Origin of the sequence: Achromobacter sp. UMC71 (assembly GCF_014170305.1) — a bacterium.
Classification (GTDB): Bacteria; Pseudomonadota; Gammaproteobacteria; order Burkholderiales; family Burkholderiaceae_B; genus Achromobacter.
This window is the reverse complement of sequence record NZ_LZZT01000047.1, coordinates 120,199-146,962: the sequence shown is the minus strand read 5'-3', so window position 1 is coordinate 146,962 and position 26,764 is coordinate 120,199. Positions and strand designations below refer to the sequence as shown.

At 67.0% G+C, this 26,764-nt stretch carries 25 protein-coding genes and 1 riboswitch; of the genes, 12 read left to right on the top strand and 13 right to left on the bottom strand.

What is annotated here, in order from left to right:
- Window positions 1-76: 76 nt before the first annotated feature.
- The 3 genes from A9974_RS23335 to A9974_RS23325 form a co-directional block, all read right to left on the bottom strand.
- The gene (locus tag A9974_RS23335; protein WP_183006591.1) at window positions 77-1,567 is read right to left on the bottom strand and encodes a DEAD/DEAH box helicase; all 1,491 of its coding nucleotides are present in this window, start codon (window positions 1,565-1,567) and stop codon (window positions 77-79) included.
- A 381-nt stretch (window positions 1,568-1,948) separates the two neighbouring features.
- Window positions 1,949-2,284: an AzlD domain-containing protein gene (locus A9974_RS23330; RefSeq protein WP_025136838.1), complete on the bottom strand. Its 336-nt coding sequence runs from the start codon at window positions 2,282-2,284 to the stop codon at window positions 1,949-1,951.
- Complete coding sequence (locus A9974_RS23325; RefSeq protein ID WP_183006590.1) at window positions 2,281-3,030, bottom strand: AzlC family ABC transporter permease; 750 nt, start codon at window positions 3,028-3,030, stop codon at window positions 2,281-2,283. Before A9974_RS23325 ends, A9974_RS23330 begins: the two co-directional genes overlap by 4 nt.
- 183 nt (window positions 3,031-3,213) lie before the next feature.
- On the opposite strand from A9974_RS23325, the gene A9974_RS23320 reads away from it, so the two are divergent.
- The 4 genes from A9974_RS23320 (at window position 3,214) to A9974_RS23305 (ending at window position 6,005) form a co-directional block, all read left to right on the top strand.
- Complete coding sequence (locus A9974_RS23320) at window positions 3,214-4,134, top strand: branched-chain amino acid transaminase (protein WP_183006588.1); 921 nt, start codon at window positions 3,214-3,216, stop codon at window positions 4,132-4,134.
- 77 nt (window positions 4,135-4,211) lie between these two features.
- The gene (locus A9974_RS23315) at window positions 4,212-4,430 is read left to right on the top strand and encodes a zinc-finger domain-containing protein (protein ID WP_175190827.1); all 219 of its coding nucleotides are present in this window, start codon (window positions 4,212-4,214) and stop codon (window positions 4,428-4,430) included.
- 35 nt (window positions 4,431-4,465) lie between these two features.
- The gene (locus A9974_RS23310) at window positions 4,466-4,888 is read left to right on the top strand and encodes a nuclear transport factor 2 family protein (protein ID WP_006393176.1); all 423 of its coding nucleotides are present in this window, start codon (window positions 4,466-4,468) and stop codon (window positions 4,886-4,888) included.
- 16 nt (window positions 4,889-4,904) lie between these two features.
- Entirely contained in the window at window positions 4,905-6,005 is a 1,101-nt protein-coding gene (locus A9974_RS23305) for a YheT family hydrolase (RefSeq protein ID WP_183006586.1), read from the top strand.
- A 39-nt stretch (window positions 6,006-6,044) separates the two neighbouring features.
- Here the strand turns inward: A9974_RS23305 and A9974_RS23300 are convergent, their stop codons facing one another.
- A complete protein-coding gene (locus tag A9974_RS23300; protein ID WP_183006585.1) occupies window positions 6,045-7,568 on the bottom strand; it encodes a M48 family metalloprotease in 1,524 nt (507 codons plus the stop codon).
- 57 nt (window positions 7,569-7,625) lie between these two features.
- On the opposite strand from A9974_RS23300, the gene galU reads away from it, so the two are divergent.
- Window positions 7,626-8,477, top strand: coding sequence for a UTP--glucose-1-phosphate uridylyltransferase GalU (gene galU / locus A9974_RS23295; RefSeq protein WP_183006583.1), 852 nt, complete (start codon window positions 7,626-7,628; stop codon window positions 8,475-8,477).
- Between the two features lie 59 nt (window positions 8,478-8,536).
- On the opposite strand, the gene A9974_RS23290 is transcribed toward galU, so the two are convergent.
- From A9974_RS23290 to A9974_RS23270, 5 genes are all read right to left on the bottom strand, one after another.
- Window positions 8,537-9,412: a cytochrome c oxidase assembly protein gene (locus A9974_RS23290; RefSeq protein ID WP_183006581.1), complete on the bottom strand. Its 876-nt coding sequence runs from the start codon at window positions 9,410-9,412 to the stop codon at window positions 8,537-8,539.
- A gap of 86 nt (window positions 9,413-9,498) precedes the next feature.
- The gene (locus A9974_RS23285; protein WP_183006579.1) at window positions 9,499-10,605 is read right to left on the bottom strand and encodes a porin; all 1,107 of its coding nucleotides are present in this window, start codon (window positions 10,603-10,605) and stop codon (window positions 9,499-9,501) included.
- 57 nt (window positions 10,606-10,662) lie between these two features.
- Window positions 10,663-13,464, bottom strand: coding sequence for a magnesium-translocating P-type ATPase (gene mgtA, locus A9974_RS23280; protein ID WP_183006578.1), 2,802 nt, complete (start codon window positions 13,462-13,464; stop codon window positions 10,663-10,665).
- Window positions 13,465-13,887: 423 nt separating this feature from the next.
- Entirely contained in the window at window positions 13,888-14,220 is a 333-nt protein-coding gene (locus A9974_RS23275) for a hypothetical protein (RefSeq protein WP_183006577.1), read from the bottom strand.
- Between the two features lie 440 nt (window positions 14,221-14,660).
- Entirely contained in the window at window positions 14,661-15,665 is a 1,005-nt protein-coding gene (locus A9974_RS23270) for a sodium:calcium antiporter (RefSeq protein WP_183006575.1), read from the bottom strand.
- 2 nt (window positions 15,666-15,667) lie between these two features.
- Window positions 15,668-15,907: riboswitch (yybP-ykoY riboswitch) on the bottom strand.
- A 135-nt stretch (window positions 15,908-16,042) separates the two neighbouring features.
- Between A9974_RS23270 and A9974_RS23265 the strand changes: the two genes are divergently transcribed.
- Window positions 16,043-17,389 (top strand): aminopeptidase P N-terminal domain-containing protein, encoded by a 1,347-nt coding sequence (locus tag A9974_RS23265; protein WP_183006573.1) that lies wholly within the window; start codon window positions 16,043-16,045, stop codon window positions 17,387-17,389.
- A 13-nt stretch (window positions 17,390-17,402) separates the two neighbouring features.
- Here the strand turns inward: A9974_RS23265 and A9974_RS23260 are convergent, their stop codons facing one another.
- A complete protein-coding gene (locus tag A9974_RS23260) occupies window positions 17,403-17,867 on the bottom strand; it encodes an NINE protein (protein WP_183006571.1) in 465 nt (154 codons plus the stop codon).
- A gap of 80 nt (window positions 17,868-17,947) precedes the next feature.
- Here A9974_RS23260 and A9974_RS23255 point away from each other — a divergent pair, with 80 nt between their 5' ends.
- From A9974_RS23255 to ruvA, 6 genes are all read left to right on the top strand, one after another.
- A complete protein-coding gene (locus tag A9974_RS23255; RefSeq protein ID WP_183006570.1) occupies window positions 17,948-19,114 on the top strand; it encodes a UbiH/UbiF/VisC/COQ6 family ubiquinone biosynthesis hydroxylase in 1,167 nt (388 codons plus the stop codon).
- Window positions 19,115-19,198: 84 nt separating this feature from the next.
- Window positions 19,199-20,224, top strand: coding sequence for a tRNA dihydrouridine synthase DusB (gene dusB / locus A9974_RS23250; protein ID WP_183006568.1), 1,026 nt, complete (start codon window positions 19,199-19,201; stop codon window positions 20,222-20,224).
- 36 nt (window positions 20,225-20,260) lie between these two features.
- The gene (locus A9974_RS23245) at window positions 20,261-20,500 is read left to right on the top strand and encodes a helix-turn-helix domain-containing protein (RefSeq protein ID WP_173143855.1); all 240 of its coding nucleotides are present in this window, start codon (window positions 20,261-20,263) and stop codon (window positions 20,498-20,500) included.
- Between the two features lie 99 nt (window positions 20,501-20,599).
- The gene (purH, locus tag A9974_RS23240; RefSeq protein ID WP_183006566.1) at window positions 20,600-22,189 is read left to right on the top strand and encodes a bifunctional phosphoribosylaminoimidazolecarboxamide formyltransferase/IMP cyclohydrolase; all 1,590 of its coding nucleotides are present in this window, start codon (window positions 20,600-20,602) and stop codon (window positions 22,187-22,189) included.
- The gene (ruvC, locus tag A9974_RS23235) at window positions 22,189-22,737 is read left to right on the top strand and encodes a crossover junction endodeoxyribonuclease RuvC (RefSeq protein ID WP_183006565.1); all 549 of its coding nucleotides are present in this window, start codon (window positions 22,189-22,191) and stop codon (window positions 22,735-22,737) included. The genes purH and ruvC overlap by 1 nt, the downstream gene beginning before the upstream one ends.
- Window positions 22,738-22,834: 97 nt before the next feature.
- The gene (ruvA, locus tag A9974_RS23230) at window positions 22,835-23,407 is read left to right on the top strand and encodes a Holliday junction branch migration protein RuvA (protein ID WP_025136819.1); all 573 of its coding nucleotides are present in this window, start codon (window positions 22,835-22,837) and stop codon (window positions 23,405-23,407) included.
- 37 nt (window positions 23,408-23,444) lie between these two features.
- Here the strand turns inward: ruvA and A9974_RS23225 are convergent, their stop codons facing one another.
- The 3 genes from A9974_RS23225 to ruvB all read right to left on the bottom strand — a co-directional run bounded on the left by A9974_RS23225 (window position 23,445) and on the right by ruvB (window position 26,614).
- Entirely contained in the window at window positions 23,445-24,365 is a 921-nt protein-coding gene (locus A9974_RS23225) for a complex I NDUFA9 subunit family protein (protein ID WP_183006563.1), read from the bottom strand.
- Window positions 24,366-24,482: 117 nt separating this feature from the next.
- Window positions 24,483-25,448, bottom strand: a complete 966-nt coding sequence (locus A9974_RS23220; protein WP_183006561.1) for a threo-3-hydroxy-L-aspartate ammonia-lyase — start codon at window positions 25,446-25,448, stop codon at window positions 24,483-24,485.
- A gap of 92 nt (window positions 25,449-25,540) precedes the next feature.
- Entirely contained in the window at window positions 25,541-26,614 is a 1,074-nt protein-coding gene (ruvB, locus tag A9974_RS23215; RefSeq protein ID WP_183006559.1) for a Holliday junction branch migration DNA helicase RuvB, read from the bottom strand.
- Window positions 26,615-26,764 lie beyond the last annotated feature (150 nt).

Below are 26,764 nucleotides of genomic sequence, written 5' to 3'. Positions count from 1 at the left end.
CTCTTTTGGGGCGGCGCATCAAAAAAGCCCCCTTTCGGGGGCTGCTAGCGCACGCAGTGCGGGCGGCGTGAGGGCGTTATTTCCGGCTGCCGCCGAGCAAGACGGCAACCTGGCGCTTGGGCGCGGTCGAATTGCCGTTCTGGCGCGGCGCCTGTTCTTCGGCGGGTGCCGAAGCGGCCGAAGGTTCGTAGGGCTTGAGGAAGAAATCGTCCACGGGCTGGCGCGACGAATTCGAGCCGTAGCCGCCACCCGAACGCCGGTCCGACGAACGGCCGCCGCGCTCGCGGCCGCCCTCACGGCCTTCGCGGCCTTCACGGCCTTCGCGCGACGAGGAACCACGCTCTTCACCGCGGCCATGGCTACGGGCGACCAGGTCGGCGGGCACATCCAGCGTGCCGCGCGGCACTTCGCGCTTGATGAGCTTTTCGATGTCGAGCAGGAAGCGCTCTTCGTCAGGCGTGAACAGAGCGATGGCTTCGCCGGAGGCGCCTGCGCGGCCGGTACGGCCGATGCGGTGCACGTAGTCTTCGGCGTTGTACGGCAGGTCGTAGTTGATGACGCAAGGCACGCCGGCCACGTCCAGGCCGCGAGCCGCCACGTCGGTGGCGACCAGGACTTCGAGTTCGCCGGCCTTGAAGGCTTCAAGCGCCTTCATGCGGTCGGCCTGGGTCTTGTCGCCGTGAATGGATTCGGCCTTGACGCCGTCGCGCTCGAGTTCACGCGCCAGGCGCGCCGTGCCGATCTTGGTGTTCGAGAACACGATGACCTGCTTCAGGCCGCGCGACTTCACCAGGTGCACGACGGCGGCGCGCTTCTTGTCGCCCGCCATCTTGTAGGCGATCTGCGTGATGGTGGTGGCCGTGGCGTTGCGCGCCGCGACTTCGATTTCCACCGGGTGGTTCAGGTACGAACGGCCGAGCTTGCGGATTTCGTTGCTGAAGGTAGCCGAGAACAGCAGACCCTGACGCTGCGCGGGCAACAAGCGGATGATGCGTTCCAGGTCGGGCAGAAAGCCCATGTCCAGCATGCGGTCGGCTTCGTCCAGCACCAGGATGCCGACCTGGCTCAGGTTCACGTTCTTTTGCTCGACGTGGTCGAGCAGGCGGCCCGGGGTAGCCACCAGGACTTCGCAGCCGCGGCGCAGCGCTTCTTTCTGAGGCCCGATATCGACACCGCCGAACACAACCGCAGAACGCAGGGGCGTCTGCTTGCTGTAGCGCTTGACGCTTTCGTAGACCTGGTCCGCCAGCTCGCGGGTGGGCGTGAGGATCAGCGCGCGCACCGGGTGCCGCGCGGGCGAGGCGCTGGTGTTGGCCAGCGGCATCAGGCGATGCAGGATGGGCAGCGTGAACGCCGCCGTCTTGCCCGTGCCGGTCTGGGCCGCGCCCATGACGTCGCGCCCTTCCACCACGACGGGGATGGCTTGGGCCTGGATGGGGGTGGGCGTGGTGTAGCCGGTTTCGGCGATCGATTGCAACAGCAGGGGATGCAGCCCGAAGTCGGAGAACGTGGGCGTCGGCGCGGGCGCTGCGGCGGTGGGTGCTGCGGATTGAGTGGATTCAGTCATCAGGGTTTGGCAGATACCGGGACCATTGAAAAAGAACAAAACGAGAGTGCTTCGAGCACTGCACTACATATGCATCGGGACAACCGGAACGCGCGCCACGCTCACGCGGCCACGTGCAAACCACCCAGGCGCGCAACGCGCGTCACGGGCAATCTGCACCCTGCCTTGCAGGCCAGGCGGCGCATTCTGGTTTCGATACTTATGAGGGCAGTACCAGGCCCGGATTGCTGTGGATAAGTTGATTTTAGCGCAGCCGGCCTACCACACGGGCAAGCGCGTGTCAGGAATGCGCCGCGGACCGGCCCCGCCCCCTGCCGGGCGGGGTCTGCCGCGCAACCTTAGTGTCCACCCAGCGGACACCAAGCATAGCAAGCACGGCCATCAGCCGGCCAGCCAGCGCAAGCCCCACAGGACCACCATGCCGACGACGATGACCAGCACCGCGCTGCGGGTGCGCAGGAACACCAGGATGGCTACGATGCCGGCCACCAGTTTGTAGTCGAATATCGGACCCAGCCCTGCTTTCCAGGGCAGCAGGTCCGGCACCACGATGGCGGTGAGCGCGGCCGCCGGCGCGTAGCGCAGGGCGCGGCGCACGCCGTCGGGCAAGGGAATGTAGTCGCCGAACAGCATGAAGCCGGCGCGGGTCAGCACGCTGCACAGCGCCAGCAGCAGGATGGCCGAATAGACGTAGATCTCGGAAGGCCAGAGGGTCATTGGCGCGCCTTGAAGAAACGTTCCGCCCACATGCCGGCGACGACGCCGGCGATGACCGCGGCAGCCAGGCCCAGACGCAGCGGTAGCACCTGGCCGGTCCAGGCCACCACGCCGGCGGCCAGCATCGACACCAGCATGGGCTTGGAATTGGCCAGCGGCACCGTGATGGCCAAGAGCGCAAGCACCGCCGCGAAGTCCAGCGACCAGCCGGCCGGCACCATGGTACCCAGGTAGATGCCCACAATGGACGAGGTCTGCCAGACGACCCAGCCAGGGGCAACCGCGCCGATGAAGTACCAGAGCTGTTCGCGGGTGCCGCGCTCGGCGGCGTCGCCGAACCGGGGCATGAACAGCACGAAGCCCATGTCCGTGGTGAAGTAACCCAGACCCAGGCGCTTGGGCCAGGACAGGTGGCGGAAATAGGGTTGCAGCGCGGCGCCGAAGATCAGGAAGCGCAGGTTCACCACGCAGCCCGCGGCGAAGATCAGCCACAGCGGCGCGCCGGTGGCGATCAGGGGCAAAGAGGTGAGCTGGGCCGAGCCGGCGTATAGCAGCAGGGTCATGGCCAGGGCCATGGATTCGGTCAGTCCGGACTTGACCATGGCAACGCCGGTCACCAGGCCCCAGGTCGCGGTGGCGATCAGGGCCGGCACGATGGCGTGCACCCCGGATCGGAACGCGGCGATGCGCTCCTGGCGGGCCACCCGCGGATCTTCGGTATCGGACAACGCGGACTCAGAGGACAACGGCGGACCCCTGGGTATTCGGACAGGACGACATGGAGACTCTATGGAAGGAAACGCACGACAACCTGCTCGCCCGCCGGGCCCGCGGAAGGCCCGGAGGCACCACGCCGGTGCGCGAATAGGGGCCTATTGTAACCTCGCCGCTTGATACAATACGGCCCTCACATTGAGAGGGAGCAGACCATGTCGATGGCTGACCGCGATGGCTTCATCTGGTATGACGGCAAACTCGTGCCCTGGCGCGACGCGACCACGCACGTCCTGACGCACTCCCTGCACTACGGCCTGTCGGTCTTCGAAGGCGTGCGCGCCTACCACGCCGAGATCGGCACGGCGATCTTCCGTCTCGAAGACCACACCAACCGCCTCTTCAATTCGGCGCACATCTACCAGATCCCGATGCCCTTCGATCGCGACACGATCAACGAGGCCCAGCGGATGGTGGTGCGCGAGAACAAGCTCGAATCCGCCTACCTGCGGCCGCTGGTGTTCTACGGCCCCGAAAAAATGGGCGTGTCGCCCAAGGGCGCCAAGGTGCACGTGGCGATCGCTGCCTGGCCCTGGGGCGCCTACCTGGGCGAAGAAGCCCTGTCGCAGGGCATCCGGGTCAAGGTGTCGTCGTTCGCCCGCCAGCACGTCAACGTGACGATGCCACGCGCCAAGGTGGCCACCACCTACGCCAACTCGATCCTGGCCAATACCGAGGCCCTGCAGGACGGCTACGACGAAGCCCTGCTGCTGGACACCGAAGGCTTCGTGGCCGAAGGCTCGGGCGAAAACCTGTTCATCGTCAAGGACGGCGTGCTCTGCGAGCCCGAGATCGCCTCGGCCCTGACCGGCATCACCCGCTTGACCATCCACGCCCTGGCGGCCGACTTCGGCTTGCGCATTGTTACCAAACGCCTGACCCGCGACGACGTCTACATCGCCGACGAGGCTTTCTTCACCGGCACCGCCGCCGAAGTCACGCCGATCCGCGAGGTCGACAACCGCCAGATCGGCTCGGGCCGGCGCGGCCCCATCACCGAGAAACTCCAGAAAGCGTTTTTTGACATGGTGAATGGCCGCAACCCGAAGTACCATCACTGGCTGAGCAAAGTCTGATTCGCGCCGCCCTGCCCGCCAGGGCGGCATTACTGCCCCAACCTACCGTCCATCGGTATTTTTATTCAGGAAATTCCATGACCGCTGCTGCCCCGGCCGCCGTCCCCCACCCCCACGAAGTCATTGAAGTCGGCGCCGAAGACCTGCCCGTCTTCTGTCCCGGCCCCAAGGCCCCGCTGTGGAGCATGCACCCGCGCGTCTTCCTGGACGTCGCGCGCAACGGCTCGGCGCGCTGCGCCTACTGCGGCGCCGAATACCGGCTCAAGCCCGGCACCGTGCTGCACGGCCACCACTAAGCCTTCGCCGCAACCGCCAAACCGTTCCCGCCATCATGTTCGCCACGCCCGAAGAAGCAGAACACGCGTTCTACGAAGCCCTTGAGCAGGGGGACACCGTCCGCCTGATGCAAGTGTGGGCGGACGACGAGGAAGTCGTCTGCATCCATCCGGGAGGCCTGCGCATCGTCGGCCACTCGGCGGTGCACGAATCCTGGCAACACGTGCTGGCCAACGGCCCCCTGCATATCCGCCCGCTGCGCCCGCTGGTCATGTTGAGCATGATGTGCGCGGTGCACGTGCTGGTCGAGCAAGTGGCGGTACGCACCCGGGAAGGCACGCAGTTCGCCAACTGCTACGCCACGAACATCTACCACAAGGGCCCCACCGGCTGGCGCATGGTCATGCACCATGCCTCGTCGGCGCCTACGGAAGCCGGAGTGCTCGACTTGCACGACGTACCCGACATGCTGCACTGAAGGCGGGTGGATTTTTTTGGCTGCTGCTCGTTTCGATACCACGCCCTGCCCTGTTCCCTCCTGGTTGCCCGGAGGCGATGCCCAGACGGTCTACGCCGCGCTGTTCGCGCAGTACCACCGCATCGCTTTCGTGCGCGACCGCGTCGAAACGCCTGACACCGATTTCGTCGATTTCGACTGGACCGGCCCCGGGCTGTTCCCTCACAAGGCGGCCGACGGCGCGCCGGTCAGCGGACAAGGCCCCGTGGCCAACGGCAAGACCGCCGCGGCCCGCTGGATGACCGACGCCGACTGGAAATCGCTGCCGCAAACCGCCGACACCCCTGCCCTGCTGCTGTTCCATGGCCTGGAAGGCGGCAGCAACAGCCGCTATGCGCAGTCCATCGCGCATCATTTCCGGGCGCGCGGCTGGATCGTCGTCATTGCGCATTTCCGCGGCTGCTCGGGTGTGCCCAACCGCCTGGCGCGGGCCTATTATTCCGGCGATTCCGCCGAGGTCGGCTTCCTGCTCAAGACGGTGCGCGACCGCATTCCGCATGCACGCTGGCACGCCGTGGGCGTATCGCTGGGCGGCAATGCGCTGCTCAAGTACCTGGGCGAACACCACGAAGACACCTCCTGGCTGACCGCGTGCGCCGGCGTGTCCGTGCCCCTGGACCTGGTGGCCTGCGGCAAGACCCTGTCCACGGGGTTCTTCAACCGCAAGGTCTATACGGGCCATTTCCTCAAAACGCTCAAGCACAAGGTGCTGGAAAAGGCCCATCGCTATCCGGGCGCCATCGACGTCATGCGCATCGCCCATGCGCGCGACCTGCGCGATTTCGATGACGCCTACACCGCGCCGATGCACGGGTTCCGCAATGCCCTCGATTACTGGACCCGCGCGTCCAGCAAGCCGTGGCTGCCGCAGATATCGGTGCCGACGCTGGTGCTCAATGCGCTGAACGATCCATTCATTCCGGCCAGCGCGTTGCCCAAGCCGGACGAATGCTCGTCGAGCATCCTGCTGCACCAACCCACGGACGGCGGCCATGCCGGCTTTCCGACGGGCGCCTTTCCGGCGCACCTGGGGTGGTTGCCGCAGCGCCTGGGCCGCTTCTTCGAGACCGGGCTGTAGCGCGCCTGCGTCCGGCCGGCACAGATAACCCGGCCTGAATCAGCCCGACTTGAAGCGTTCCAGCAACTGGCGCTCTTCGGCCAGCTTGTCCTTGACTTCCTTGATCTGCACGTCGATCTGCGACTGCTCGTAGAAATCGGTGGACATGCTACGCGCCTGCTGCAGCTGCGACTCGGCCGCCGCGAAGGCGCCGGTCATGACGTAGTAGCGCGCCAGGTCGCGGCGCGCCTGCACCGGCTTGCCGTTGCGCTCTTCGCTTTGCGCCAGCATCTGATAGAGACTGGGCTCGTCCGAACCCCATTGCTTGATCTTGGCGCGCAGATAGTCCTGCGCCTCGGCGTGGCGGCCATTGGCCTGCAGCGCGGTGGCGTAGGCCAGGCCCAGCGCCCGCTGCTCGGGCCAGCGGCGCGTGGCGGCCTGCGCCAGGTCCTGCGCGCGCCGGTAGTCCTTGCGGGCCAGCGCGATATCGACGGCGAGCTTGGCCATTTGCGGCGAATCGCGCCCGTCGGCCGAGGCCAGCCCCATGTTGCGCTCGGCCTCATCCAGGCTGTTGCGCTGAAAGGCCTGCAACGCCAGGCCGTAATACGCGGCCGAGCGGCGCACGCCGGACAGGGCCTGGGCTTCGTCCTGCAATTGCTGCGTGGCCGACCGCAGGCTGACCGCGTCGCGCCCCTGCACCACGCGCATCTTGGCGCGCACGTACCAGAAGTCGTCGCTGTCGACGTGGCGCGCGGGCGGCAGTGAACGCACGCGGTTCTGCACATCGGACATACGCTCGATGGACAAGGGGTGGGTGCTGGCCCACGAGCCGCCGCCCGCGCCTTCGTTCAGGCGCGACGCGTTCATCAGACGCGAGAACATTTGCGCCATGCCCTCGGCGTCGTAGCCGGCCTTGGTGAGCATGGTGAAGCCGGCCCGGTCGGCCTCGCGTTCGGCATCGCGGGAAAAGCCCAATTGGCGGTTGATGGCGGCGGCCTGGCCGAATGCGGCCACCCCCATCGCCAGGTTGCCCCCGCCGCCGGCCAGCGCGGCCAGCAGCGCGCCCGCCAGACTGGCGAGCATCACCATGCTGTTCTGGTTCTGCTGGGTCATGCCGCGCGCGATGTGGCGCTGCACGACGTGGCCGATTTCGTGCGCCAGCACCGCCGCCAGCTCGGACTCGCTGCCCGAGGACACGATCAGCCCGGTATTGACGCCGATGAAGCCGCCCGGCATGGCGAAGGCGTTGATCTCGGGATCGCGCACGCCGAACATCTCGACATCAGGCACCGCGCCGGGCGAAAACGCCGCCAGCTTGCGCCCCATGGTGGTGAGGTACTGGCTGAGTTCGGGGTCGTCGATATAGGTGGGATCGCGGCGCCCTTGCGACATGATGGCCTCACCCAGGCTGCGCTCCAGCATGGGGGAGAGGTCCGCGGCGGATGCGGCGCCCATCGTGGGCAAACCCACGGGCTGGGCCCAGGCGGCCACCGGCAAGGTCGGCGCGACCAGGGCGAAACAGATTCCGGCGATCGCGCCCCGCTGCGCAATCGAGCAAATGGATGGCATTTTCCTGCGGTTCATAAGCCTATGATAGCGATGCGCTTAAAATGTTTCATCGTTACCCCCTACGAGGTTTCAATGCGTCCCGTCCGTAAAGCCGTTTTCCCTGTCGCCGGCATGGGCACGCGTTTCCTGCCCGCCACCAAGGCGATGCCCAAGGAAATGCTGCCCGTCGTCGACAAACCGCTGATCCAGTACGCCGTCGAAGAAGCCGTGGCTGCCGGCATCACGGACCTGATCTTCGTTACGGGTCGCAACAAGCGCGCCATCGAAGACCATTTCGACTCCGCCCCCGAGCTCGAGTCCGACCTTGAAAGCAAAGGCAAGCACGAGCTTCTGGCGATGGTGCGGGGCATTCTACCTGCCCACGTCAATTGCCTCTATATCCGCCAATCCGCGCCGCTGGGCCTGGGTCACGCCGTGCTGTCGGCCGCTCCGGCGGTGGGCGACGAGCCCTTCGCCGTGCTGCTGGCCGACGACCTGATCGACGGCGACTCTCCCGCCCTGAAGCAATTGGTGGACGTCGCCATGCTCCAGAACGCCAGCGTGCTGGGCGTGCAGGACGTGCCGCGCGAAGACACGCGCAAGTACGGCATCGTGGCCACCCGGGCCGGCGATGCCCAGGCCGACGGCCGCACCGAGCGCGTGACCCACATCGTTGAAAAGCCCGATCCCGCCGCCGCGCCCTCGACGCTGGCAGTGGTGGGCCGCTATGTGCTGGAAGCCGCGATCTTCGACCATCTGCGCTCGACCAAGATGGGCGCGGGCAATGAGATCCAGCTGACCGACGGCATCGCCTCGATGATGCGCGAACGCGCGGTGTACGCGCACCGCTACGAAGGCACGCGCTACGACTGCGGCAACAAGGCAGGCATGTTCCAGGCCACCGTGGCGCTGGGCAAGAAGTACCACGGTCTGCTGCCGGACTGATCCGGCAGCCGCGCATCCCCATCTGGCGCGCCCTCGCGGCGCGCCAGCCCCGGCAGTCTTCAGACGGACGCCGCCCGGGCTCGGGCACGGGCCTGCGCCAGGGCGTCGCGGTCGGCCTTGCGCAGACGGCCCTTGGCCGACAGCCGCATCAGCGTCCCCAGGGCCACCATCAAGCCGATCACTTCCACCAGCGCGGCCGGAATCCACATGGTCAGGCCGCCGATGGTCTGGTCCGTTTGGGCCGACATCGCGATGGCGCGGCCGCACAGCTCGAACAGCGGATAGATATCGCTTTCGGTAAAGGCGATGACCGCCCCCGCCACCATTTGCGGCAGCATGGTCAGGATCGGTGAAATCACGCGGCCGCCCGGCGTCATCGCGGCAGGCGGACTGGGACGGCGGTCCAGGATCAGGTTCCAGTACATGAAGCCGCTGATCACCACGGACCAGTTCATCACGCGGTACAGCCGCCAGTCGAGCATGGAATAGAACTGCACCGACGGGATCAGCCAGACCAGCACCAGGAACACGAACAGGGTCGGCACGAAGATCTTGTTGGTCAGCACGGCCACGGTGCCGCGGCCCCAACCCGTGCACAGGAAATCACGTAGCCGGACGCGCCAGGACATCGGCAGGCCCGCGCGCATGACCTGGCCAGGAAAAGCCGCCATGACGACCAGCGGCCCCAGGTGGTGCAGCACCAGGTGCTGGATACGATGGATGAAGAACATCCGCTCGGCGTAGTAGTCCAGCCGCGTGTGCATGGACAGGTACAGCAGGACCATGCCGGTCCAGAACAGCACGCGGCGCGCGCCCGATACGTGATGGACGCGCTGGCCGCGCACAAACAGCACGATGGCCACCAGGAAGGAGGCCACCAGCGTGGGAGAGAACTCCCAGGGTATGAGCCATTCGAGACTGTCCATGCGGGTCATCCGGAAAATGCCAGCGGGGGGAAGCCGCCCGGGCCAAAACACGCAACCGGGTCGATTGTAGTAGACCCGGACGCCCCCCGTCCGGCTCAGAACCGGTGCGAAATGCCCGTGCCAAAACGCGAGGTATGCGAATGGCCAGGGTCGAACTGGTTATCCAGGGTGTAATTGGACGCGTAGCCGGCGAACGCATAGAGCGTGGTGCGCGGCGACAGGTCATAGGTATACCCTAGGGTCACCAACTGCGCATTACGCGCCTTGGAGCCGTCTTCCCACGTCCAGTCCGGACTGGCCAGCGACCACTGCGCCACCACGGTGCCATGCCCCACCGGCACGCTGGCGCCCAGCAGCCAGGCGTTGATGGCGCCGCCGCGGGCGAAGGCCGCCGGCCCCAGGTTCTGGCCGAGATTGTCGGGATCGCCGCCGTCCAGGCCGACGTAGCCGTTGCGCTGACGCGACCAGGCCACCGACACCTTGACGACCTCGAAGTCATAGGACGCCCCCAATTGCACCGCCTGCGGCCGCCCATTGTTGCCGGCGGGCGGATCCGCCAGACGCATCTGGTCCCAGGTGGCCACCGCCAGGAGCGGTCCGTCCTCGTATTTCAGGCCCAGGCTGAGCGCGCGGTTGTTGGCGGCGGTCTGGAAGCGGTCGCGGCCATCGGCATCGAAGGCATAGCCGATGCCGGCCTGGAAGCCCTGCCAGGTAGGCGTGTAATAGTTGACCAGGTTGCTGAACTGATAGTTGTCGGACGCCTTGAAGGTGGCGCCCATGCCCATTTCCTTCCAGGAGGCAAGCTCCAGCGCATTGCCGTAGGTCTTGCCGACGGTGTATTGGCGGCCCAGGCGCAGGTCGCCGTAGCGTTCATGCGCCAGCCCGACCCAGGCGCCGTAGTTGAACAGGCGGTCGTCGTCGGCGCGCTTGCCGGTGGACGGATCGAAGCCGCTTTCCAATTGGAAGCGGGTGCTCCAGCCATCGCCCAGGTCTTCGCTGCCGCGCAGGCCCCACAAGGAATCGGTCAGACCGCCGTTGAGCAGGCCGCTATGGCTGCCCTGGCCCGACGTATGGGTGGTGGCGATGCCGGCGTCGACCACGCCGTACAGTTGCACGCCCGGGCCGTCGCCGGCCGCGTGCGCCATCAGGGGAATACTTGCCGCGCCCGCCATCAGCGTCGTGGCAACAGTCGTGATTCTCATAGCTATCTCCTGAATCCGCGGCGGGCCAGATGCCCGCCGCCAGGTGGTTCGGTTTGACTATTGCCAGCCGTAGCGGCGGACCCAGATACCCTTGAGCAATTGCGTCAGGACGCAGTAGCTGAGCAGGATGCCCACCAGCCACGGGAAGTACGACCACGGCAGCGCCTGCAGCTGGAAGTAGCCGGCCAAGGGCGAAAACGGCAGGAACAGCCCCAACCCGACCACCATCACCGTCATCGCCATCAGCGGCCAGGCGGCGCGGCTCTGCAGGAACGGAATCTTGCGTGTGCGGATCATATGCACGATAAGCGTCTGCGACAACAGCCCTTCGACGAACCAGCCCGACTGAAACAGGGTCTGATGTTCGGGCGCGTTGGCCTGGAACACGTACCACATGAGCGCATAGGTGGCGATGTCGAAAATGGAGCTGATGGGGCCAAAGAACACCATGAAGCGTCCCAGGCCGGCGGGATCCCATTGCTGCGGCTTTTTCAGAAGTTCTTCATCGACATTGTCGAACGGAATGGCCGTCTGCGATATGTCGTACATCAAATTCTGCAGCAGCAAGTGGATCGGCAGCATCGGCAGGAACGGCAGGAAGGCACTGGCCACCAGGACCGAGAAGACGTTGCCGAAGTTGGAGCTGGCGGTCATCTTCAGGTACTTGAGCATGTTGCAGAAGGTCTTGCGGCCTTCGATCACGCCGTCTTCCAGCACCATCAGGCTTTTTTCCAGCAGGATGATGTCGGCGGCTTCCTTCGAGATATCGACCGCCGAATCGACGGAAATCCCCACATCGGCCGCCCGCAAGGCCGGCGCGTCGTTGATGCCGTCCCCCATGAAACCCACCGTATTGCCCTGGGCGCGCAGCATGTGCACAATGCGCTCCTTGTGCGCCGGCGTCAGCCGGGCGAACACATTGGCCTCGCCGACGGCCACCGCCAGGCGGGCGTCGTCCATCGCTTCGATCTGGTCGCCCAGATAGACTTTGCGGACCTCGAACCCCACTTCGCGGCAGACCTTTTGCGTGACCAGCTCCACGTCGCCGGTCAGCACCTTCACTTCGATGCCGGACCCGCGCAGGGCCGCCAGCGCCGGGCCAGTGGATTCCTTGGGGGGATCCAGGAAGGCGATGTATCCCACCAGAACCAGATCGGATTCATCCGCCACGCCGTAGGCTTGCTGCGTAGGCGGCAATTCGCGCACGCCCACCGCGATCACGCGCAACCCGTCGCGGTTCAGGTCGGCCGTCACGCGGCGGATGTCCGCGCGCCGCGCGTCGGTCAACAGGTGCACGTCGCTGCCTACCCGCAGGCGGGTGCAGACCGACAGCATTTCTTCCAGGGCGCCCTTGCAGATCAGCTCGTGGTGTTCGCGCCCGTTCTCGGTTTCGCTGACCACCACCGACATGCGACGGCGCGAGAAATCGAACGGGATCTCGTCGATCTTGCGGTACTTGGCGGCCAGGTCCAGCTGGCGCTCGACCTCGGCATGGCGCAGCACTGCCACGTCCAACAGGTTTTTCAGGCCGGTCTGGTAATAGCTGTTCAGGTAGGCATAGGCCAGCACGTCGTCGCTGCTGGCGCCGTACACGTCGGTGTGGCGCTCGAGCACGATGCGGTCCTGCGTCAACGTGCCGGTCTTGTCGGTGCACAGCACATTCATCGCGCCCAGGTTCTGGATGGCGTCCAGCCGCTTGACCACGACCTTGCGCCGCGACATACGCACGGCGCCCTTGGCCAGCGTGGCAGTGACGATCATGGGCAGCATTTCCGGGGTCAGGCCCACGGCGATCGCCAGCGCAAACAACAACGCCTCGAGCCAATCGCCTTTGGTGAAGCCGTTGATCAGCAAAACGATCGGCGCCATCACCAGCATGAAGCGGATCAGCACCCAGCTCACGCGGTTGATGCCCTGCTGGAATTGCGTAGGGATGCGCGAGGTCTGGGTCACACGCCCGGCCAGCTGGCCGAAGTACGTGCCCGATCCGGTCGCGACCACCAGCGCGCTGCCGGACCCGCTGACCACGTTGGTCCCCATGAAGGCCATGTTTTCCAGTTCGAGCGAGTTGGCGGTCTCGGCGCGCTGCACGGCGTACTTTTCAACCGGCAGCGATTCGCCGGTCAGCGCGGCCTGCGCGATGAACAGGTCCTTGGCGCCCAGGATGCGGCAGTCCGCCGGAATCATGTCGCCCGCAGACAGCAGCACCACATCGCCGGGCACAAGTTCGGCCAGCGGCACTTCGATCTGGCGCGAGCCAGAAGCGTGCAGCGTGGCGCCGAAGACACGCTGGGTGTCGCCCTCGGCCATGCCGGCGGCGTCGCTGCGCAAGACGGTGGCGGTGTTCTGCACCATCGCCTTCAGGGCTTCGGCCGCGCGGTTCGAGCGCCGCTCCTGCACAAAGCGCAACAGCGTGGAGATGACCACCATGGAGCCGATGATGATGACGCCCTTCCAGGACTGGTCATCGGGTTCGGCCATGTACACATCGGTGACCCAGGACAGGGTCGCCAGGCCGGTCAGGAGCAGATTGAAGGGATTGCGGAACGACTGCCACAGGTGGGCATACCAGGTCAGCGGCTTTTCGTGATCGACCTCATTGGCGCCGTAGCGGGCGCGGGCTTCTTCGGCCTGGGCCTGCGACAGGCCGCCGCGGCCGCTGCGGAACATCGCGAACAGCGCATCGAAGTCCATGCGCGCCACGTCCAGCATGCGGCGGTTGGCGCGGCGCGAGGCGTCGGACGACACGGCGACAGCCTGGCCGCTGCCCTGTTCAAGCATGGGGGAACGCCGGAAGTGGCGCCCCGATCGCCGCAGCCCGGCCGCGGAAGAGAAAAAGGTCTTCAGGAATGTAAACATCGGAGTGCTCGGGGTTTTTTGGTGTTGTTCTGAGAGACACGGGCGGCACGCGGCCAGGCCTGATCGCAGGCAGCACGGGGCCACGGCCTGCGCAAAGCAGGCCGGATCCGCCACGTACAGGCGTGCGCAGGCACCGGGGCGATGTTGCCGGTGTCCGGATCGCGTCGATGGGCGCGCCGGGAGCGTGAAGCGGAACGGGAAACTAGCGGAAGAACCTGGGCCGGCGGAACCGGCGCGCGCGTGGCGGGCCTGGCCGGGGGTTCAGGGCTGCGGATTCCGTACGGACCGGGTGACTATCCGGCCAGTCGGCTCGCAAGGAGAAGACAGGTCAGACGGACAAACCGGCGCCACGCGTGGGGCGCGATCGAGGCTCGGGGTCTAAGGCACTGGGCATGGTCTCTCCTGGGGGGATGGGCGGCGGACTCAGGCCGCCAGCGGTTGGGCGCCGAAATGCACGTGGCGCACAGCGGGATTGGCGCTCAGCCGACGCGCTTGCGACATCAGTTCGGCGCGCAGTTCGGGCGGGCAATTGACGGTGATGCAGGCCGAAGCCATGCCAGGATCGCGGCCCTGGTCGATCTGCACCTGCGAAACATCGAGTCCGGCGGCGCTGAAGTCCAGGCAGATCTGCTTGCGCAGGGCGCCCAGTTCATCGCGCGGGCAGATGACGGTCAGGCGCGAAGTGCCGCGGCGGCGGCCCAGGGCGGTGGCGCGGTCCACGCCGGCGCGGCGCAGGAACAAGTCGAAGAAACGCATAACGACCTCCATTGCAAAATGGGGAGCGGTATCGCGGATACGCGCGCACGCACGCACGGCGCTGGGCGGGTGGCACGAAAAAAACGTGCACGAACGCTGGCGCTGCGACTAGCGGCGGTTCTGGCGGATTATGTCGGGGGAAGAATCCCGGCAAGCCGTGGGCTTGCGCTACCGCCCCGGTGCTGCCTGGGGCTTGGGATACAACCGCAACCTGTTCAACAGGCTGCGGCAGAGGGCGTTCTGCGTGGACCTGTTAAACAGCGACGTCGATGCAAGATCGACTACTTTCGCCGGAATCGGTATTCACGAAGACTGCTCCTGAGATGGATAACAGCGGAATTTTACGCGGGTTTCCACTGATGGACAAGGTTTAGGGTATAAAAAGCCCCCATTGTGCGAAAAAGGATGCAGGGCGCGCGCGCCTTGCATCCCGATCCTTGTCAGGCGTAGAAATGCCAGCCCAGGTAGGCCGCGAACAAGGCATAGAAACCGCCCACCGCGGACAGTGCCGGCACGCTCATGACGGCGCGGCGGAAACGCAGCCACAACAGGCCGATGGACAGCATGGTGAACAGGCCCGCGGCCAACAGCGGGCCATCCAGCAGCCAGGGCGTCATGAAGATGCCCAGCGCACTGGGAATGGTGGCCTGGATCATCATGGCGCCGGAAATATTGGCCAGGGCCAGGCGTTCCTTGCCCTGGCGCACCCAGATCAGCGCGTTCATGATTTCGGGCAGTTCGGTGGCGACGGGCGCCAGCAGCAAGGCCGCCACGTGCGGTGAAGCGCCCATGGCGACGCCCAGCAGTTCGATCTGGTTGACGAACACATGGGAGGCGCCGGCGATCACCACCAGGGCCAGGATGGTCTGGGTGGCCGCCCAGAACATGGACGGATTGTCATCGCGCGGACGCAGCTTGAGCGGCTCCAGGTCCTCGCTATCGATGCTTTCCTCGTCGTTGCTCAGTTCGCGCTTGATGTACAGGCCGTAGGTGGCCAGGAACAGGATGCCCAGCCAGGGCTTCCAGGCGAAGGCCAACAGGCCCAGCCCGACCTTGAAGATGAAGATGCCCATGAACCAGGCCTGGTCGCGGGCCAGCCGGCGCTGGTCCGCGTTGATACAGTTGGCTTGGGTGGACTGGCCGCGGCGCGCGCGCCACAGGGCGAATCCGACGACGGCGTAGGCCAGGGTCGCCAGCACCAGCGGACCGCCCATGGCGGCGCCGACGCCGATGTCTTTCTGTTCGGGGGTCTCGCCGAAGACCACGGCCATGAAAGTGACGGCGCTCTCGGGCAACGCGGTGCCGAAGGCGGCAAGCACGGTGCCGGTGGCGGTGGCGCCGAGATGGAACCGGTGTCCGACCCACTCAACGCCGTTCACGAAGAACTCGCAGGCGAGATAGATCACTGCCGCGGACAGGAAAAACAGAAACAGGGTGAGCAACATATAGACGCAGCCGGACGAGCAGAAACCAATTGGCGCGACGCAACGGCTCGCCCGGCTAGGGTGAACGCTACGCGGCCAAAGGTCTCGCCTGGCTGATCCATGCGCGGGCGGGCCGCGACATGGAGACCGTTAGCGCCATGGAGTTCTGGCAGCCGCTACGCGGTACCGAACCACCAAGTCTGTTGACGCTAACTCCTTTGGGGACAAAGGATGGCTACTCCCCAATGACAGAGCCGCGATTGTAGCAGTCCGTCCATGACAGTCCAATGAATCCGCGCTCCTTGCGCGCCAATGCCGCCGCACTGTCGCATCCGCGGCACGGCGAGTAAAGTAAACGGCATCCCAGCTTCCTGCGCGGCCCCGCCGCCCCGTTACCCATGAGCCTGCCTCCCGACGACATCGCCCCTTTCGCCGCCCGGCGCCAGCGCCTGATGGACCGGATGCGCGCGGACGGAGGCGGCATCGCCATCCTGGCCACCGCCCCCGAGGCCATCCGCAACCGCGACGCCGAATATCCCTACCGCCACGACAGCGATTTCTTCTACCTGACCGGTTTTACCGAGCCCGGCGCCTGGGTGGTGCTGATCGCCGGCGCCACCGACCGCGCCCTGCTGTTCTGCCGCCCGCGCCACGTCGAGCATGAGATCTGGGAAGGCCGGCGCTTCGGCCCCGAGGCCGCGGCCGCGCATTTCGGCTTTGACGACGCGCACCCGCTGGACGCACTGGACGAACTGGTGCCCAAGCTGCTGCTGGACCAGCCGACGCTGTATGCGCCCCTGGCCGGCGACAAGCGCAGCGACGGCCGGCTGCACCGCTGGCTGGCGGCGGCGCGCGAGGCCAGCCGCGGCGGCCATGCGCCGCCCGAGCGGCAACAGGACATCCGGCCGATCATCGCCGAAATGCGGCTGATCAAGGATGCCGCGGAAATCGCCGCGATGCGCCGGGCGGCCAAGATCTCCGCCGGCGCACACGTCCGCGCCATGCGCGTCGCCCGCGCCGGCATGCATGAATACGAACTGGAAGCGGAACTGCTATACGAGTTCCGCCGCCATGGCGCCCAGGCGGTGGCGTACAACAGCATCGTGGCCGCCGGCGCCAATGCCTGCGTGCTGCACTACCCCGCCGGCGAGGCGGTGCTGCGCGACGGCGATCTGGTGCTGATCGACGCCGGCTGCGAGGTCGACAGCTATGCCAGCGACATCACCCGCACCTTTCCCGTGAACGGCCGCTACAGCGGCCCGCAGCGCGCGCTGTACGACCTGACGGTGGCCGCCCAGGAAGCGGCGGCGCAGGCAACCGCGCCGGGGCGCGGCTGGAACGACGGCCACGAGGCGGCGGTGCGCGTGCTGGCGCAGGGCATGCTGGATCTGAAGCTGCTGAAGGGATCGCTGGACGGCGTGATCGAATCGGGCGACTACAGCCGCTTCTACATGCACCGCACCGGCCACTGGCTGGGGCTGGACGTGCACGACGTGGGCGACTATCGCCAACCGGGCGGCGCGGGCCAGGGCGCCGAACGCCCGTGGCGCACGCTGCAGGCGGGCATGATGCTGACGATCGAGCCGGGCATCTACGTGCGTCCGGCCGACGACGTGCCCGAGGCTTACTGGAACATCGGCATCCGCACCGAGGACGACGCGCTGGTCACGGATGAAGGCTGCGAACTGATCACCCGCGGCGTGCCGGTGCAGGCCAGTGAAATCGAAGCGCTGATGCGCGAATGAGGCACTGCCCGGTTCAGAGCACCAGGCCGTCCAGCCAGCCCATCGCGACCCAGATGTACACCACCAACATCGCGATGGCGAACATGGACACGGTGGCGCCCACCAGGCAGGCCAGGATGGCAACCAGCACCGGGCCCCAGCCCGTCTTGTTGGCCGCGCCCTGCCCCGGGTTGTAGAGGCGGTCGAACTTTTCGTCGGGCATCAATGAAAACACCGCGCTTTCGATGAAGCCGTCGATCATGGGAATGAACAGCACGAAGAACGCCGGGTTGTCGTACCAGACCGGGTAGAAGCGGAACGCGCAGAACAGGCTGACCGCCGCCACCAGCGTCACCAGCCAGGCGTGGCGCCGGCCCAGGTACCACCAGTGCGCGCCCAGCCAGCCGAACAGGCAGGCCAGCAGGCCGACGGCGACCTTGCCGCGCGGACGGCGGCCGATGTCGGCGGAAAGCGAAGAAGAAGCCTCGAGCTGCGTCATATCGATCAACCGGTAGAAAGGTCCCTGGCGCCAAGCCGCGCCGGCTGCCCGGGATTGTAGTGGACGGGTAAAATCCGGGCATGACTATCTCCGCCTTCGACATTGCGATTCTTGGCGCTGGCCCCGTGGGCCGCGTGCTGGCGCTGATGCTGGCGCGCGTGGCGCCGGACCCGGCCCGCATCGCCCTGCTGGCCGGCGCAACTCCGGCGCCGGCCGCGCCCGCCGCCGTCCCGGCCGCCGATCCCCGCGTGCTGGCCATGAACCACGGCAGCCGGGTGTTGCTCGAATCCCTGCACGCCTGGCCCGCGAAGGCGGCGGACATCCTCAATATCCATGTGTCGCAGCGTGGGCGCCTGGGCCGCAGCGTGATCCAGCACACTGATTTCGGCGTGCCGCAGTTGGGCTGCGTGGTCGCCTATTCGGCTCTACACGCCAAGCTCGAGGAATGCGTGGCCGCCAGCGGCGTCACGCTGCTGTCCGGCCCGCCGGCCCAGGTCGACGGCCAAGACGGCGACGGCGTGCGCATCCGCCAGGGCGACGCGGCGCTCAGCTGCCGCATCGCCGTGCAATCCGACGGCGCCGGCGCCAGCGACGTGCGCCGCGATTACGGCCAGCACGCCCTCCTGACCACCGCCCACGCCACCCTGCCGCGTCGCGGCTGGGCCTGGGAACGCTTTACCCCCGAAGGCCCGCTGGCGCTGCTGCCGCACCCGCAACTGCCCGATGCCTATTCCGTGGTCTGGTGCAACGCGCCCGAGCGCGCCGCCGAACTGGCCGCGCTGGACAACACCGCCTTTTCGCAGGCGCTGTCCGCAGCCTTCGGCGACCGCCTGGGCCGGCTGTCCTGCCAGGCGCCGCGCCATGTCTTCCCGCTGGCGCTCAGCGCCCGGCGCGCCCTGGTGCAGGGCCGCGTGGCCGCAATCGGCAACGCGGCGCAGACGCTGCATCCGGTGGCCGGCCAGGGCCTGAACCTGGGCCTGCGCGATGCCGCCAGGCTGGCCCAGGCCCTGGGCGGCTGGCTGGCCCAGCCGAACGCCAGCCCGACCGCCGCGCTGGCTGATTTCGGCCGGGCGCGCCAATTCGACCGCGTCGTCACCGCCGGCCTGACCGATCTGATGCCGCGCATCTTCGCCACCGGGCTTGCTCCCGTGGAGCATGCCTGTGGCCTGGCCCTGCTGGGCCTGGACCTGGCCGCCCCCTTGCGGGCGCCGCTGGCGCAGCACCTGCTGACGGGGTTCCGCGCCTGATTTCGTCCTGCTTTTTCGTCTACCTGTTACCAAACTGTTGCAGGACGGAAAAGAGGGTTCGATCGAGCCGGTTAAAATGTGACCATGCGCATAGGCCCGTGGACCCTTCCCAACAACGTTCTTGTCGCGCCCATGGCGGGCGTGACGGACCGTCCTTTCCGACAGCTCTGCAAGAAATTGGGGGCCGGTTACGCCGTCTCGGAAATGGCCGCCAGCAACCCCAAGCTGTGGGATAGCGTCAAGACCTCGCGCCGCCTGAACCACGACGGCGAAATCGCGCCGGTGTCGGTGCAGATCGCCGGCGCCGATCCGGCCATGATGGCCGAGGCGGCGGTATTCAACGCCAACAAGGGCGCGCGCATCATCGACATCAACATGGGCTGCCCCGTGAAAAAGGTCTGCAACGTGGCCTCGGGCTCGGCCCTGCTGCGCCACGAAGACCTGATCGCCCGCATCCTGGACGCCGTGGTCAATGCCTGCGCCCCGCTGGGCGTACCCGTCACCCTGAAAACCCGCACCGGCTGGGACCGCGACAGCCGCAATGCCCTGCGCGTGGCCCGCATGGCGGAAAACGCCGGTATCGCCGCGCTGACGCTGCACGGCCGCACCCGCGCCGACCTCTATACGGGCGAGGCGGAATATGACACTATCCGCGCCGTCCGCGCCGAGCTGAAGATTCCACTGATCGCCAACGGGGACATCGACTCTCCCGAGAAAGCCAAGCGCGTCCTGGATTACACTGGCGCCGACGCGGTCATGATCGGCCGGGCGGCCCAAGGCCGTCCCTGGATTTTCCGCGAAGTCGACCACTACCTGCGCACGGGCGAAACACTGGCCCCTCCCAGCTATGGGGAAATGCGCGAATTGCTGCTCGAACATCTCGACGACCACTACCGCTTCTATGGCGAACACACCGGCGTACGCACGGCGCGCAAGCACATAGGATGGTATCTGGACGGCCTGCCGGATGCGGACTCGTTCCGCGACCGCATGAACCTTATCGACAACACCCGCGACCAGTGGCGGGCGGTGTCGGACTGGTTCCTCAATATTTCTCGCGACGGCAACACCAACCCGGCGCCTGTCGCGAAAGCCCTGCTGGCGGCATAACCGCCTCATCACCAACATAAAAATATCTGTACTCAAATGAGCAAGAAAGATGTCCTGGAAGAATGCGTGCGCGCCAGCCTGGAGCGCTATTTCGAAGACTTGGGTGAGTCCGAGCCCCACGATATGTGGGACATGGTGATGCGCTGCGTGGAGCGCCCGGTGCTTGAAGTGGCGTTGGAACGGTCTGGCGGCAACCAGTCGCGGGCGTCCGAAATGCTGGGCATCACGCGCAATACCCTGCGCAAGAAGCTGCTGGCTCATAACATCCAGATATAGCGTTGCCTTGCGGGCGGGCCCCTGGCGCCGCCCCTTTCCAGATTTCCCATCCCGACCTGAAGCGAGACCGGGGCACCTGCCCCACTCCCGTCCCTCACCATGAAAATCGAAACCGCCCTGCTTTCGGTGTCCGACAAGACCGGCATCGTTGAATTTGCCCGCGCGCTCGCCGCGCGCGGCGTGCGCCTGCTGTCGACCGGCGGCACCGCCAAGCTGCTGGCCGAGTCCGGCCTGACCGTCACCGAAGTGGCCGCCCACACCGGCTCGCCCGAAATCCTGGACGGCCGCGTCAAGACGCTGCACCCGAAGATCCACGGCGGCCTGCTGGCCCGCCGCGACAGCGCCGAGCACATGGACACCATCAAGGCCGCCGGGATCGATCGCATCGATATGCTGGTGGTGAATCTGTATCCGTTCCGCGAAACGGTGGCCAAGCCGGACTGCACCTTTGCCGACGCGGTCGAGAACATCGACATCGGCGGCCCGGCAATGCTGCGCGCCGCCGCCAAGAACCACGGCACCGACGCCGGCGGCGTGACGGTCGTGATCGACCCGGTCGACTATTCGCGCGTGCTGTCCGAAATGGACAACGGCGGCGGCACCTCGTATGGCCTGCGCCTGGCGCTGGCCGCCAAGGTCTACGCCCACACGGCGGCCTACGACGGCGCCATCGCCGCCTACCTGACCAGCCTGACCGAGGCCGAACCGGCGCAGGACGCCGTGCCGGCCCGCCAGGAATGGCCCGGCACCCTGACCCTGCAGATCAAGCAGGAACAGGCGCTGCGCTACGGCGAAAACCCGCACCAGACCGCGGCGTTCTACGTCGACCCGCAACGTCCGGCCGGCCTGTTGGGCAACTACCGCCAGTTGCAGGGCAAGGAACTGTCCTACAACAACATCGCGGACGCCGACGCCGCCTGGGAATGCGCGCGCAGCTTCGAGGCGCCCGCCTGCGTCATCGTCAAGCATGCCAACCCCTGCGGCGTGGCCGTGGCGGCCGATACGCTGGGCGCCTACCAGCAAGCCTTCAAGACCGACCCGACGTCGGCCTTCGGCGGCATCATTGCCTTCAACCGCCCGGTGGACGCCGCGACGGCCGAAGCCGTCAGCGCCCAGTTCCTGGAAGTGCTGCTGGCGCCGGCCTACGACGGTGCCGCGCTGGCCATCCTGGCCGCCAAGAAGAACGTGCGCGTGCTGGAAGTGCCGATGGGCCCGGGCCAGAACGCCTTCGACATCAAGCGCGTGGGCGGCGGCTGGCTGGTGCAAAGCCCGGACGCCTACAACGTGCCGCGCGATGCGCTGAAGGTGGTGTCCAAGCGCCAGCCGACCGAACAGGAAATGAACGACCTGGCATTCGCCTGGAAGGTCGCCAAGTACGTCAAGTCCAACGCCATCGTGTTCGTCGGCGGCGGCATGACCCTGGGCGTGGGCGCCGGCCAGATGAGCCGCATCGACTCGGCCCGCATCGCCTCGATCAAGGCGGAAAACGCCGGCCTGACCCTGAAGGGCTCGGCCGTGGCGTCGGACGCGTTCTTCCCGTTCCGCGACGGCCTGGACGTGGTGGTGGCGGCAGGCGCGACCTGCGTGATCCAGCCCGGCGGCAGCATGCGCGACGACGAAGTCATCGCCGCGGCCGACGAGCACGGCATCGCCATGGTGCTGACCGGCACCCGTCACTTCCGCCACTGATGCGCGTCCTCGGCATCGATCCCGGCCTGCGCCGCACCGGCTTCGGCGTGATCGATGCCGACGGCTCGCGGCTGCGTTACGTGGCCAGCGGGACCATCGTGGTCCCGCCGGCGCTGACGCTGTCCGAACGCCTGAAGGTCATCCTGGACAATCTGCGCCAGGTGGCCCGCGACACGCAACCCGACGTGGCCGCGCTCGAAATCGTCTTCATGAACACCAATCCCGCGTCGACCCTGCTGCTGGGCCAGGCCCGCGGCGCGGCGCTGTGCGCACTGGCCGACAGCTCGCTGGCAGTGCACGAGTACACCGCGTTGCAGATCAAGAAGGCGGTGGTCGGCACCGGACGCGCGGCCAAGGAACAGGTTCAGATGATGGTGCAGCACCTCCTGTCGCTGGACGGTATGCCCGCCCCCGACTCGGCCGACGCGCTGGCCTGCGCCATCTGCCACGCGCATGTGGGGCCCCTGCAGGACAAGCTGGAGCGCCTGGGCACCAGCCTGCGCATGAGCGGCAAGACCCGCATCCGCAACGGCCGCCTGATCGGCTGAGCCTGCGCGCCGCGCCCACGCGGCGTGTAGACCCGTATAGAATCCCCGCATCCGCCGCGCCTTTCGCGGCCTTCTCTTTTGCCAGGCCATCCCCGCCATGATCGGACGCATTACCGGAACCCTGATCGAAAAACTGCCGCCTACCGTCTGTGTGGACGTCAACGGTCTGGGCTATGACATCGACGTGCCCATGAGCACGCTGTATTCACTGCCGGAAACCGGCGCGCGCGTGACGCTCTACACGCACCTGACGGTGCGCGAAGACGCCCACATCCTCTATGGTTTTGCCACCGCTGGCGAACGCAGCGCGTTCCGCGAGCTGATCAAGGTCAGCGGCATCGGCGCGCGCACCGCGCTGTCGGTGCTGTCGGGCCTGTCGGTGGCCGACCTGGCCCAGGCCATTACCTTGCAGGAATCGGGACGCCTGACCCGCGTGCCGGGCATCGGCAAGAAAACCGCCGAGCGCCTGCTGCTGGAAATGCGCGGCAAGCTGGGCGCGGACATCGGCGCCGCTTCGCACGCCACGCCGGACAACCAGTCCGACATCCTGAACGCGCTCCTGGCGCTGGGATATTCCGAGAAAGAATCGCTGGCCGCTCTGAAGACCCTGCCCGAAGGCGTGGGCGTGTCGGACGGCATCAAGCAGGCATTGAAGTCGCTGGTGCGTTGAACGCTCCGGCTGGGCCACGCCGGCGACGGGCCAGCCGCTAGCGCGCGGGCGCCAGGTAACCCGGCGCCACGGCTTCCAGCCCGGTCGGTACCACGTTCAATTCGGGCGCGATCGGCCCGATGCAGATATTGTCGCGACGCAGGGAATCCAGGTTGTCGCGCGACATCAACGGCCTGCCGGGCAGGCATTCGAACAACATCGCCTGCATGCGCCCCACGCCCATGGGCACGCCGATGACCGGCCGCGGATGGCCGCTCCAGCTGGCGCACAGGCGCGCGATCTCGCCCAGCGTATAGACCTGCGGGCCGCCCAGTTCGTAGGTCTTGCCCCAGGTGTGCGTATTGCCCAGTGCGGACACCATTGCCGCCACCACGTCGCCCACGTACACCGGCTGCATCCGCACGTCGGCGCCCGCCAGCGGCAGCACGGGCAGCCAGCGCGCCAGCCGCGCGAACATATTGGTGAAATTGTCGTCCGGCCCAAACACCACCGACGGGCGGAAGATCGTCCAGCCGCCCTCGCGCCAGTCGGCCAGTTCCTGCTGGATAGCGGCCTCGCCATCGCCCTTGGAGCGCTGGTACATGCTGGCGCCGGCGGAATCCGCGCCCAGCGCACTGACATGCAACAACCGGCGCGCGCCCTGGCGGCGGCAGGCTCGCGCGATGCGCTGCGGCAGGTGAACGTGCGCCTGCGCGAAATCGGACCCATAGGGGCGGCCCGAATTGCCGTGCAGGATCCCCACCAGATTCACCACCGCGTCACAGCCGCGCACAAGGCGATCGAGCGCGGCGTCGTCGTGCACATTGCTGTCGAGCAAGGTGACGGTAGGCAGTAGCTGGAGGTCTCGCCCCAGGCCGTAGCGGCGGGTGGGCACGAGGATCTGATGTTGCGCGCCGGATAGCCGGGCGATGAGGTGACGGCCGATGAAGCCGGTGCCGCCGATGACAAGGATACGCATGGAGCAGCCCCTGTTCTTCAGGATTCAAGCCCGATTCTGCCCTGCGCGGGCCATCGCCGCAAGCGCGCGGAGGATAGCGCCGGGCCGCTCGGGCGGCCCGGGCCATGCCTATGACGGTCAGCTGGCCAGCAACTTGCCGTAGGCCGGAAGGTCGACGTTGCCGCCGCTGATGATGACGCCCACGCGCGCGCCGCGCACGGGCACCACGCTTTGCAGCACCGCCGCGGCCGCCAGGCAGCCGGTGGGCTCGACCACCATCTTCATGCGCTCGGCGAAGAATTTCATGGTGGAGACCAGTTGCTCGTCCGTCACGGTGACGATGTCGCGCACGTATTTCTGGATCAGCGGGAACGTCAGGTGGCCCAGGTGGGTGGTGGCGGCGCCGTCAGCCAGCGTCTTGGGCGCCTGGATTCGGACGATTTCACCTTTGCGCAGCGATTGCTGGCCATCGTTGCCGGCTTCCGGCTCGACGCCGTAGACCTGGCAGCGCGGGCTGAGCGCGAACGCCGACAGCGCCGACCCGGACAGCAGGCCACCGCCGCCCAGGCAGACGAACAGGTAGTCCAGCTCGCCAACTTCCTCGAACAGTTCCTTGGCCGCGGTGCCCTGGCCGGCAATGACATCTTCGTGGTCATAGGGCGGGATCAGCGTGGCGCCGGTCTCGGACTGGATACGCAGGGCGATCTGTTCGCGATCTTCGGTATAGCGGTCGTAGGTGACGATCTGGCCGCCATAGCCCTCGGTGGCGGCGCGCTTGGCCGCCGGGGCGTCCAGCGGCATGATGATGGTGGCCTTGACACCTTGCAGCTTGGACGCCAGCGCGATGGCCTGCGCGTGATTGCCCGACGAAAACGTGACCACGCCGGCGGCGCGCTGCTCCGGGGTCAGGCGCGCGATCGCGTTGTAGCCGCCGCGGAACTTGAAGGCCCCCATGCGCTGGAAGTTCTCGCACTTGAAGAACAGCGAGGCGCCGGCGATGGCGTCGGCCGTGGAGGACGTCAGCACGGGCGTGCGGTGCGCATTGCCAGCCAGGCGTTCGCTGGCGCGCGCGACATCGTCGAAAGAGGGCAGTTCGGGCAGCATGGAAACAGTCCTTTGATCGCGGAGAGAGTCGAAATCGAAACCCTCGGATCATAAACCCGTGGCGGCATTCGCGCCGCCGCCCTGCCCGCCGATTACTTGCCGAACAGCTCGCCGCTGCCGCTGGCCGTGCCGGCCGGCGGGGTCAGGCCCAGGTGGCGCCAGGTGGTCAGCGTGGCGGTGCGGCCGCGCGGCGTGCGCTGCAGGTAGCCATGCTGGATCAGGTAGGGTTCGATCACGTCTTCGATGGTGTCGCGCTCTTCGCCGATGGCGGCGGCCAGGCTGTCCACGCCGACGGGACCGCCGTCGAACTTGTGGATGATGGCTTCGAGCAGCTTGCGGTCCATCAGGTCCAGGCCCTGCGGGTCGACCTCGAGCATGGCCAGCGCGCGGCCGGCGACATCGGCGTCGATGGTGCCGCTGGCCTTGACCTCGGCGTAGTCGCGCACACGGCGCAGCAGGCGGTTGGCGATCCGCGGCGTGCCGCGGGCGCGGCGCGCGACTTCGGCGGCGCCGTCCGGGGTGATGCCAGCATTGAGCAGGCCGGCGCTACGGGTCACGATGTGGCCAAGGTCGGTGGCGTTGTAGAACTCGAGCCGCGAGACGATGCCGAAGCGGTCGCGCAACGGATTGGTCAGCATGCCGGCCCGCGTGGTGGCGCCCACCAGCGTGAAGGGCTGCAGATCCAGCTTGACGCTGCGCGCGGCCGGGCCTTCGCCGATCAGGATGTCGATCTGGAAATCCTCGAGCGCCGGGTAGAGGATTTCCTCGACCACGGGCGACAGGCGGTGGATTTCGTCGATGAACAGGACGTCGTTCTTTTCCAGGTTGGTCAAGAGCGCGGCCAGGTCGCCGGGACGCTCGAGCACGGGGCCGGAAGTCTGGCGCAGTTGCACGCCCATTTCATGCGCGATGATGTGGGCCAGCGTGGTCTTGCCCAGCCCCGGGGGGCCGAACAGCAGCACGTGGTCCAGGGCCTCGCCGCGCTTGCGGGCGGCGGCGATGAAGATTTCGAGCTGCTCGCGGGCGCGCTGCTGGCCGACGTATTCTTCCAGCGCCTTGGGGCGCAAGGCGCGTTCGATCGACTCCTCGTTGGGCGACACCGGCTGGGGCGCCACGATGCGAGGGGCGTCGGGTCGGGAAGAAAGCGAATCGGACTGAATGGCCATGGTGCGGAAAAACGGGATGCGAAGCAGGATGCTGCATCGTACCGTAACGGCCGGGCACGAAACCGGCCCGCGTGAAAAACAGGGGGCGGCCCATGCCGGGGCGGCCCGTGCCGGGGCGGCCCGTGCCGGACGGTTCAAACCCGGACGCCC

Excerpts from the sequence above, each read along its gene's own strand:
- A9974_RS23335 (WP_183006591.1), bottom strand. The coding sequence starts at position 1,567 with ATGACTGAATCCACTCAATCCGCAGCACCCACCGCCGCAGCGCCCGCG.
- A9974_RS23330 (WP_025136838.1), bottom strand. The coding sequence starts at position 2,284 with ATGACCCTCTGGCCTTCCGAGATCTACGTCTATTCGGCCATCCTGCTG.
- A9974_RS23320 (WP_183006588.1), top strand. The coding sequence starts at position 3,214 with ATGTCGATGGCTGACCGCGATGGCTTCATCTGGTATGACGGCAAACTC.
- A9974_RS23315 (WP_175190827.1), top strand. The coding sequence starts at position 4,212 with ATGACCGCTGCTGCCCCGGCCGCCGTCCCCCACCCCCACGAAGTCATT.
- A9974_RS23310 (WP_006393176.1), top strand. The coding sequence starts at position 4,466 with ATGTTCGCCACGCCCGAAGAAGCAGAACACGCGTTCTACGAAGCCCTT.
- A9974_RS23300 (WP_183006585.1), bottom strand. The coding sequence starts at position 7,568 with ATGAACCGCAGGAAAATGCCATCCATTTGCTCGATTGCGCAGCGGGGC.
- galU (WP_183006583.1), top strand. The coding sequence starts at position 7,626 with ATGCGTCCCGTCCGTAAAGCCGTTTTCCCTGTCGCCGGCATGGGCACG.
- A9974_RS23290 (WP_183006581.1), bottom strand. The coding sequence starts at position 9,412 with ATGACCCGCATGGACAGTCTCGAATGGCTCATACCCTGGGAGTTCTCT.
- A9974_RS23285 (WP_183006579.1), bottom strand. The coding sequence starts at position 10,605 with ATGAGAATCACGACTGTTGCCACGACGCTGATGGCGGGCGCGGCAAGT.
- mgtA (WP_183006578.1), bottom strand. The coding sequence starts at position 13,464 with ATGTTTACATTCCTGAAGACCTTTTTCTCTTCCGCGGCCGGGCTGCGG.
- A9974_RS23275 (WP_183006577.1), bottom strand. The coding sequence starts at position 14,220 with ATGCGTTTCTTCGACTTGTTCCTGCGCCGCGCCGGCGTGGACCGCGCC.
- A9974_RS23270 (WP_183006575.1), bottom strand. The coding sequence starts at position 15,665 with ATGTTGCTCACCCTGTTTCTGTTTTTCCTGTCCGCGGCAGTGATCTAT.
- A9974_RS23265 (WP_183006573.1), top strand. The coding sequence starts at position 16,043 with ATGAGCCTGCCTCCCGACGACATCGCCCCTTTCGCCGCCCGGCGCCAG.
- A9974_RS23260 (WP_183006571.1), bottom strand. The coding sequence starts at position 17,867 with ATGACGCAGCTCGAGGCTTCTTCTTCGCTTTCCGCCGACATCGGCCGC.
- A9974_RS23255 (WP_183006570.1), top strand. The coding sequence starts at position 17,948 with ATGACTATCTCCGCCTTCGACATTGCGATTCTTGGCGCTGGCCCCGTG.
- dusB (WP_183006568.1), top strand. The coding sequence starts at position 19,199 with ATGCGCATAGGCCCGTGGACCCTTCCCAACAACGTTCTTGTCGCGCCC.
- A9974_RS23245 (WP_173143855.1), top strand. The coding sequence starts at position 20,261 with ATGAGCAAGAAAGATGTCCTGGAAGAATGCGTGCGCGCCAGCCTGGAG.
- purH (WP_183006566.1), top strand. The coding sequence starts at position 20,600 with ATGAAAATCGAAACCGCCCTGCTTTCGGTGTCCGACAAGACCGGCATC.
- ruvC (WP_183006565.1), top strand. The coding sequence starts at position 22,189 with ATGCGCGTCCTCGGCATCGATCCCGGCCTGCGCCGCACCGGCTTCGGC.
- ruvA (WP_025136819.1), top strand. The coding sequence starts at position 22,835 with ATGATCGGACGCATTACCGGAACCCTGATCGAAAAACTGCCGCCTACC.
- A9974_RS23225 (WP_183006563.1), bottom strand. The coding sequence starts at position 24,365 with ATGCGTATCCTTGTCATCGGCGGCACCGGCTTCATCGGCCGTCACCTC.
- A9974_RS23220 (WP_183006561.1), bottom strand. The coding sequence starts at position 25,448 with ATGCTGCCCGAACTGCCCTCTTTCGACGATGTCGCGCGCGCCAGCGAA.
- ruvB (WP_183006559.1), bottom strand. The coding sequence starts at position 26,614 with ATGGCCATTCAGTCCGATTCGCTTTCTTCCCGACCCGACGCCCCTCGC.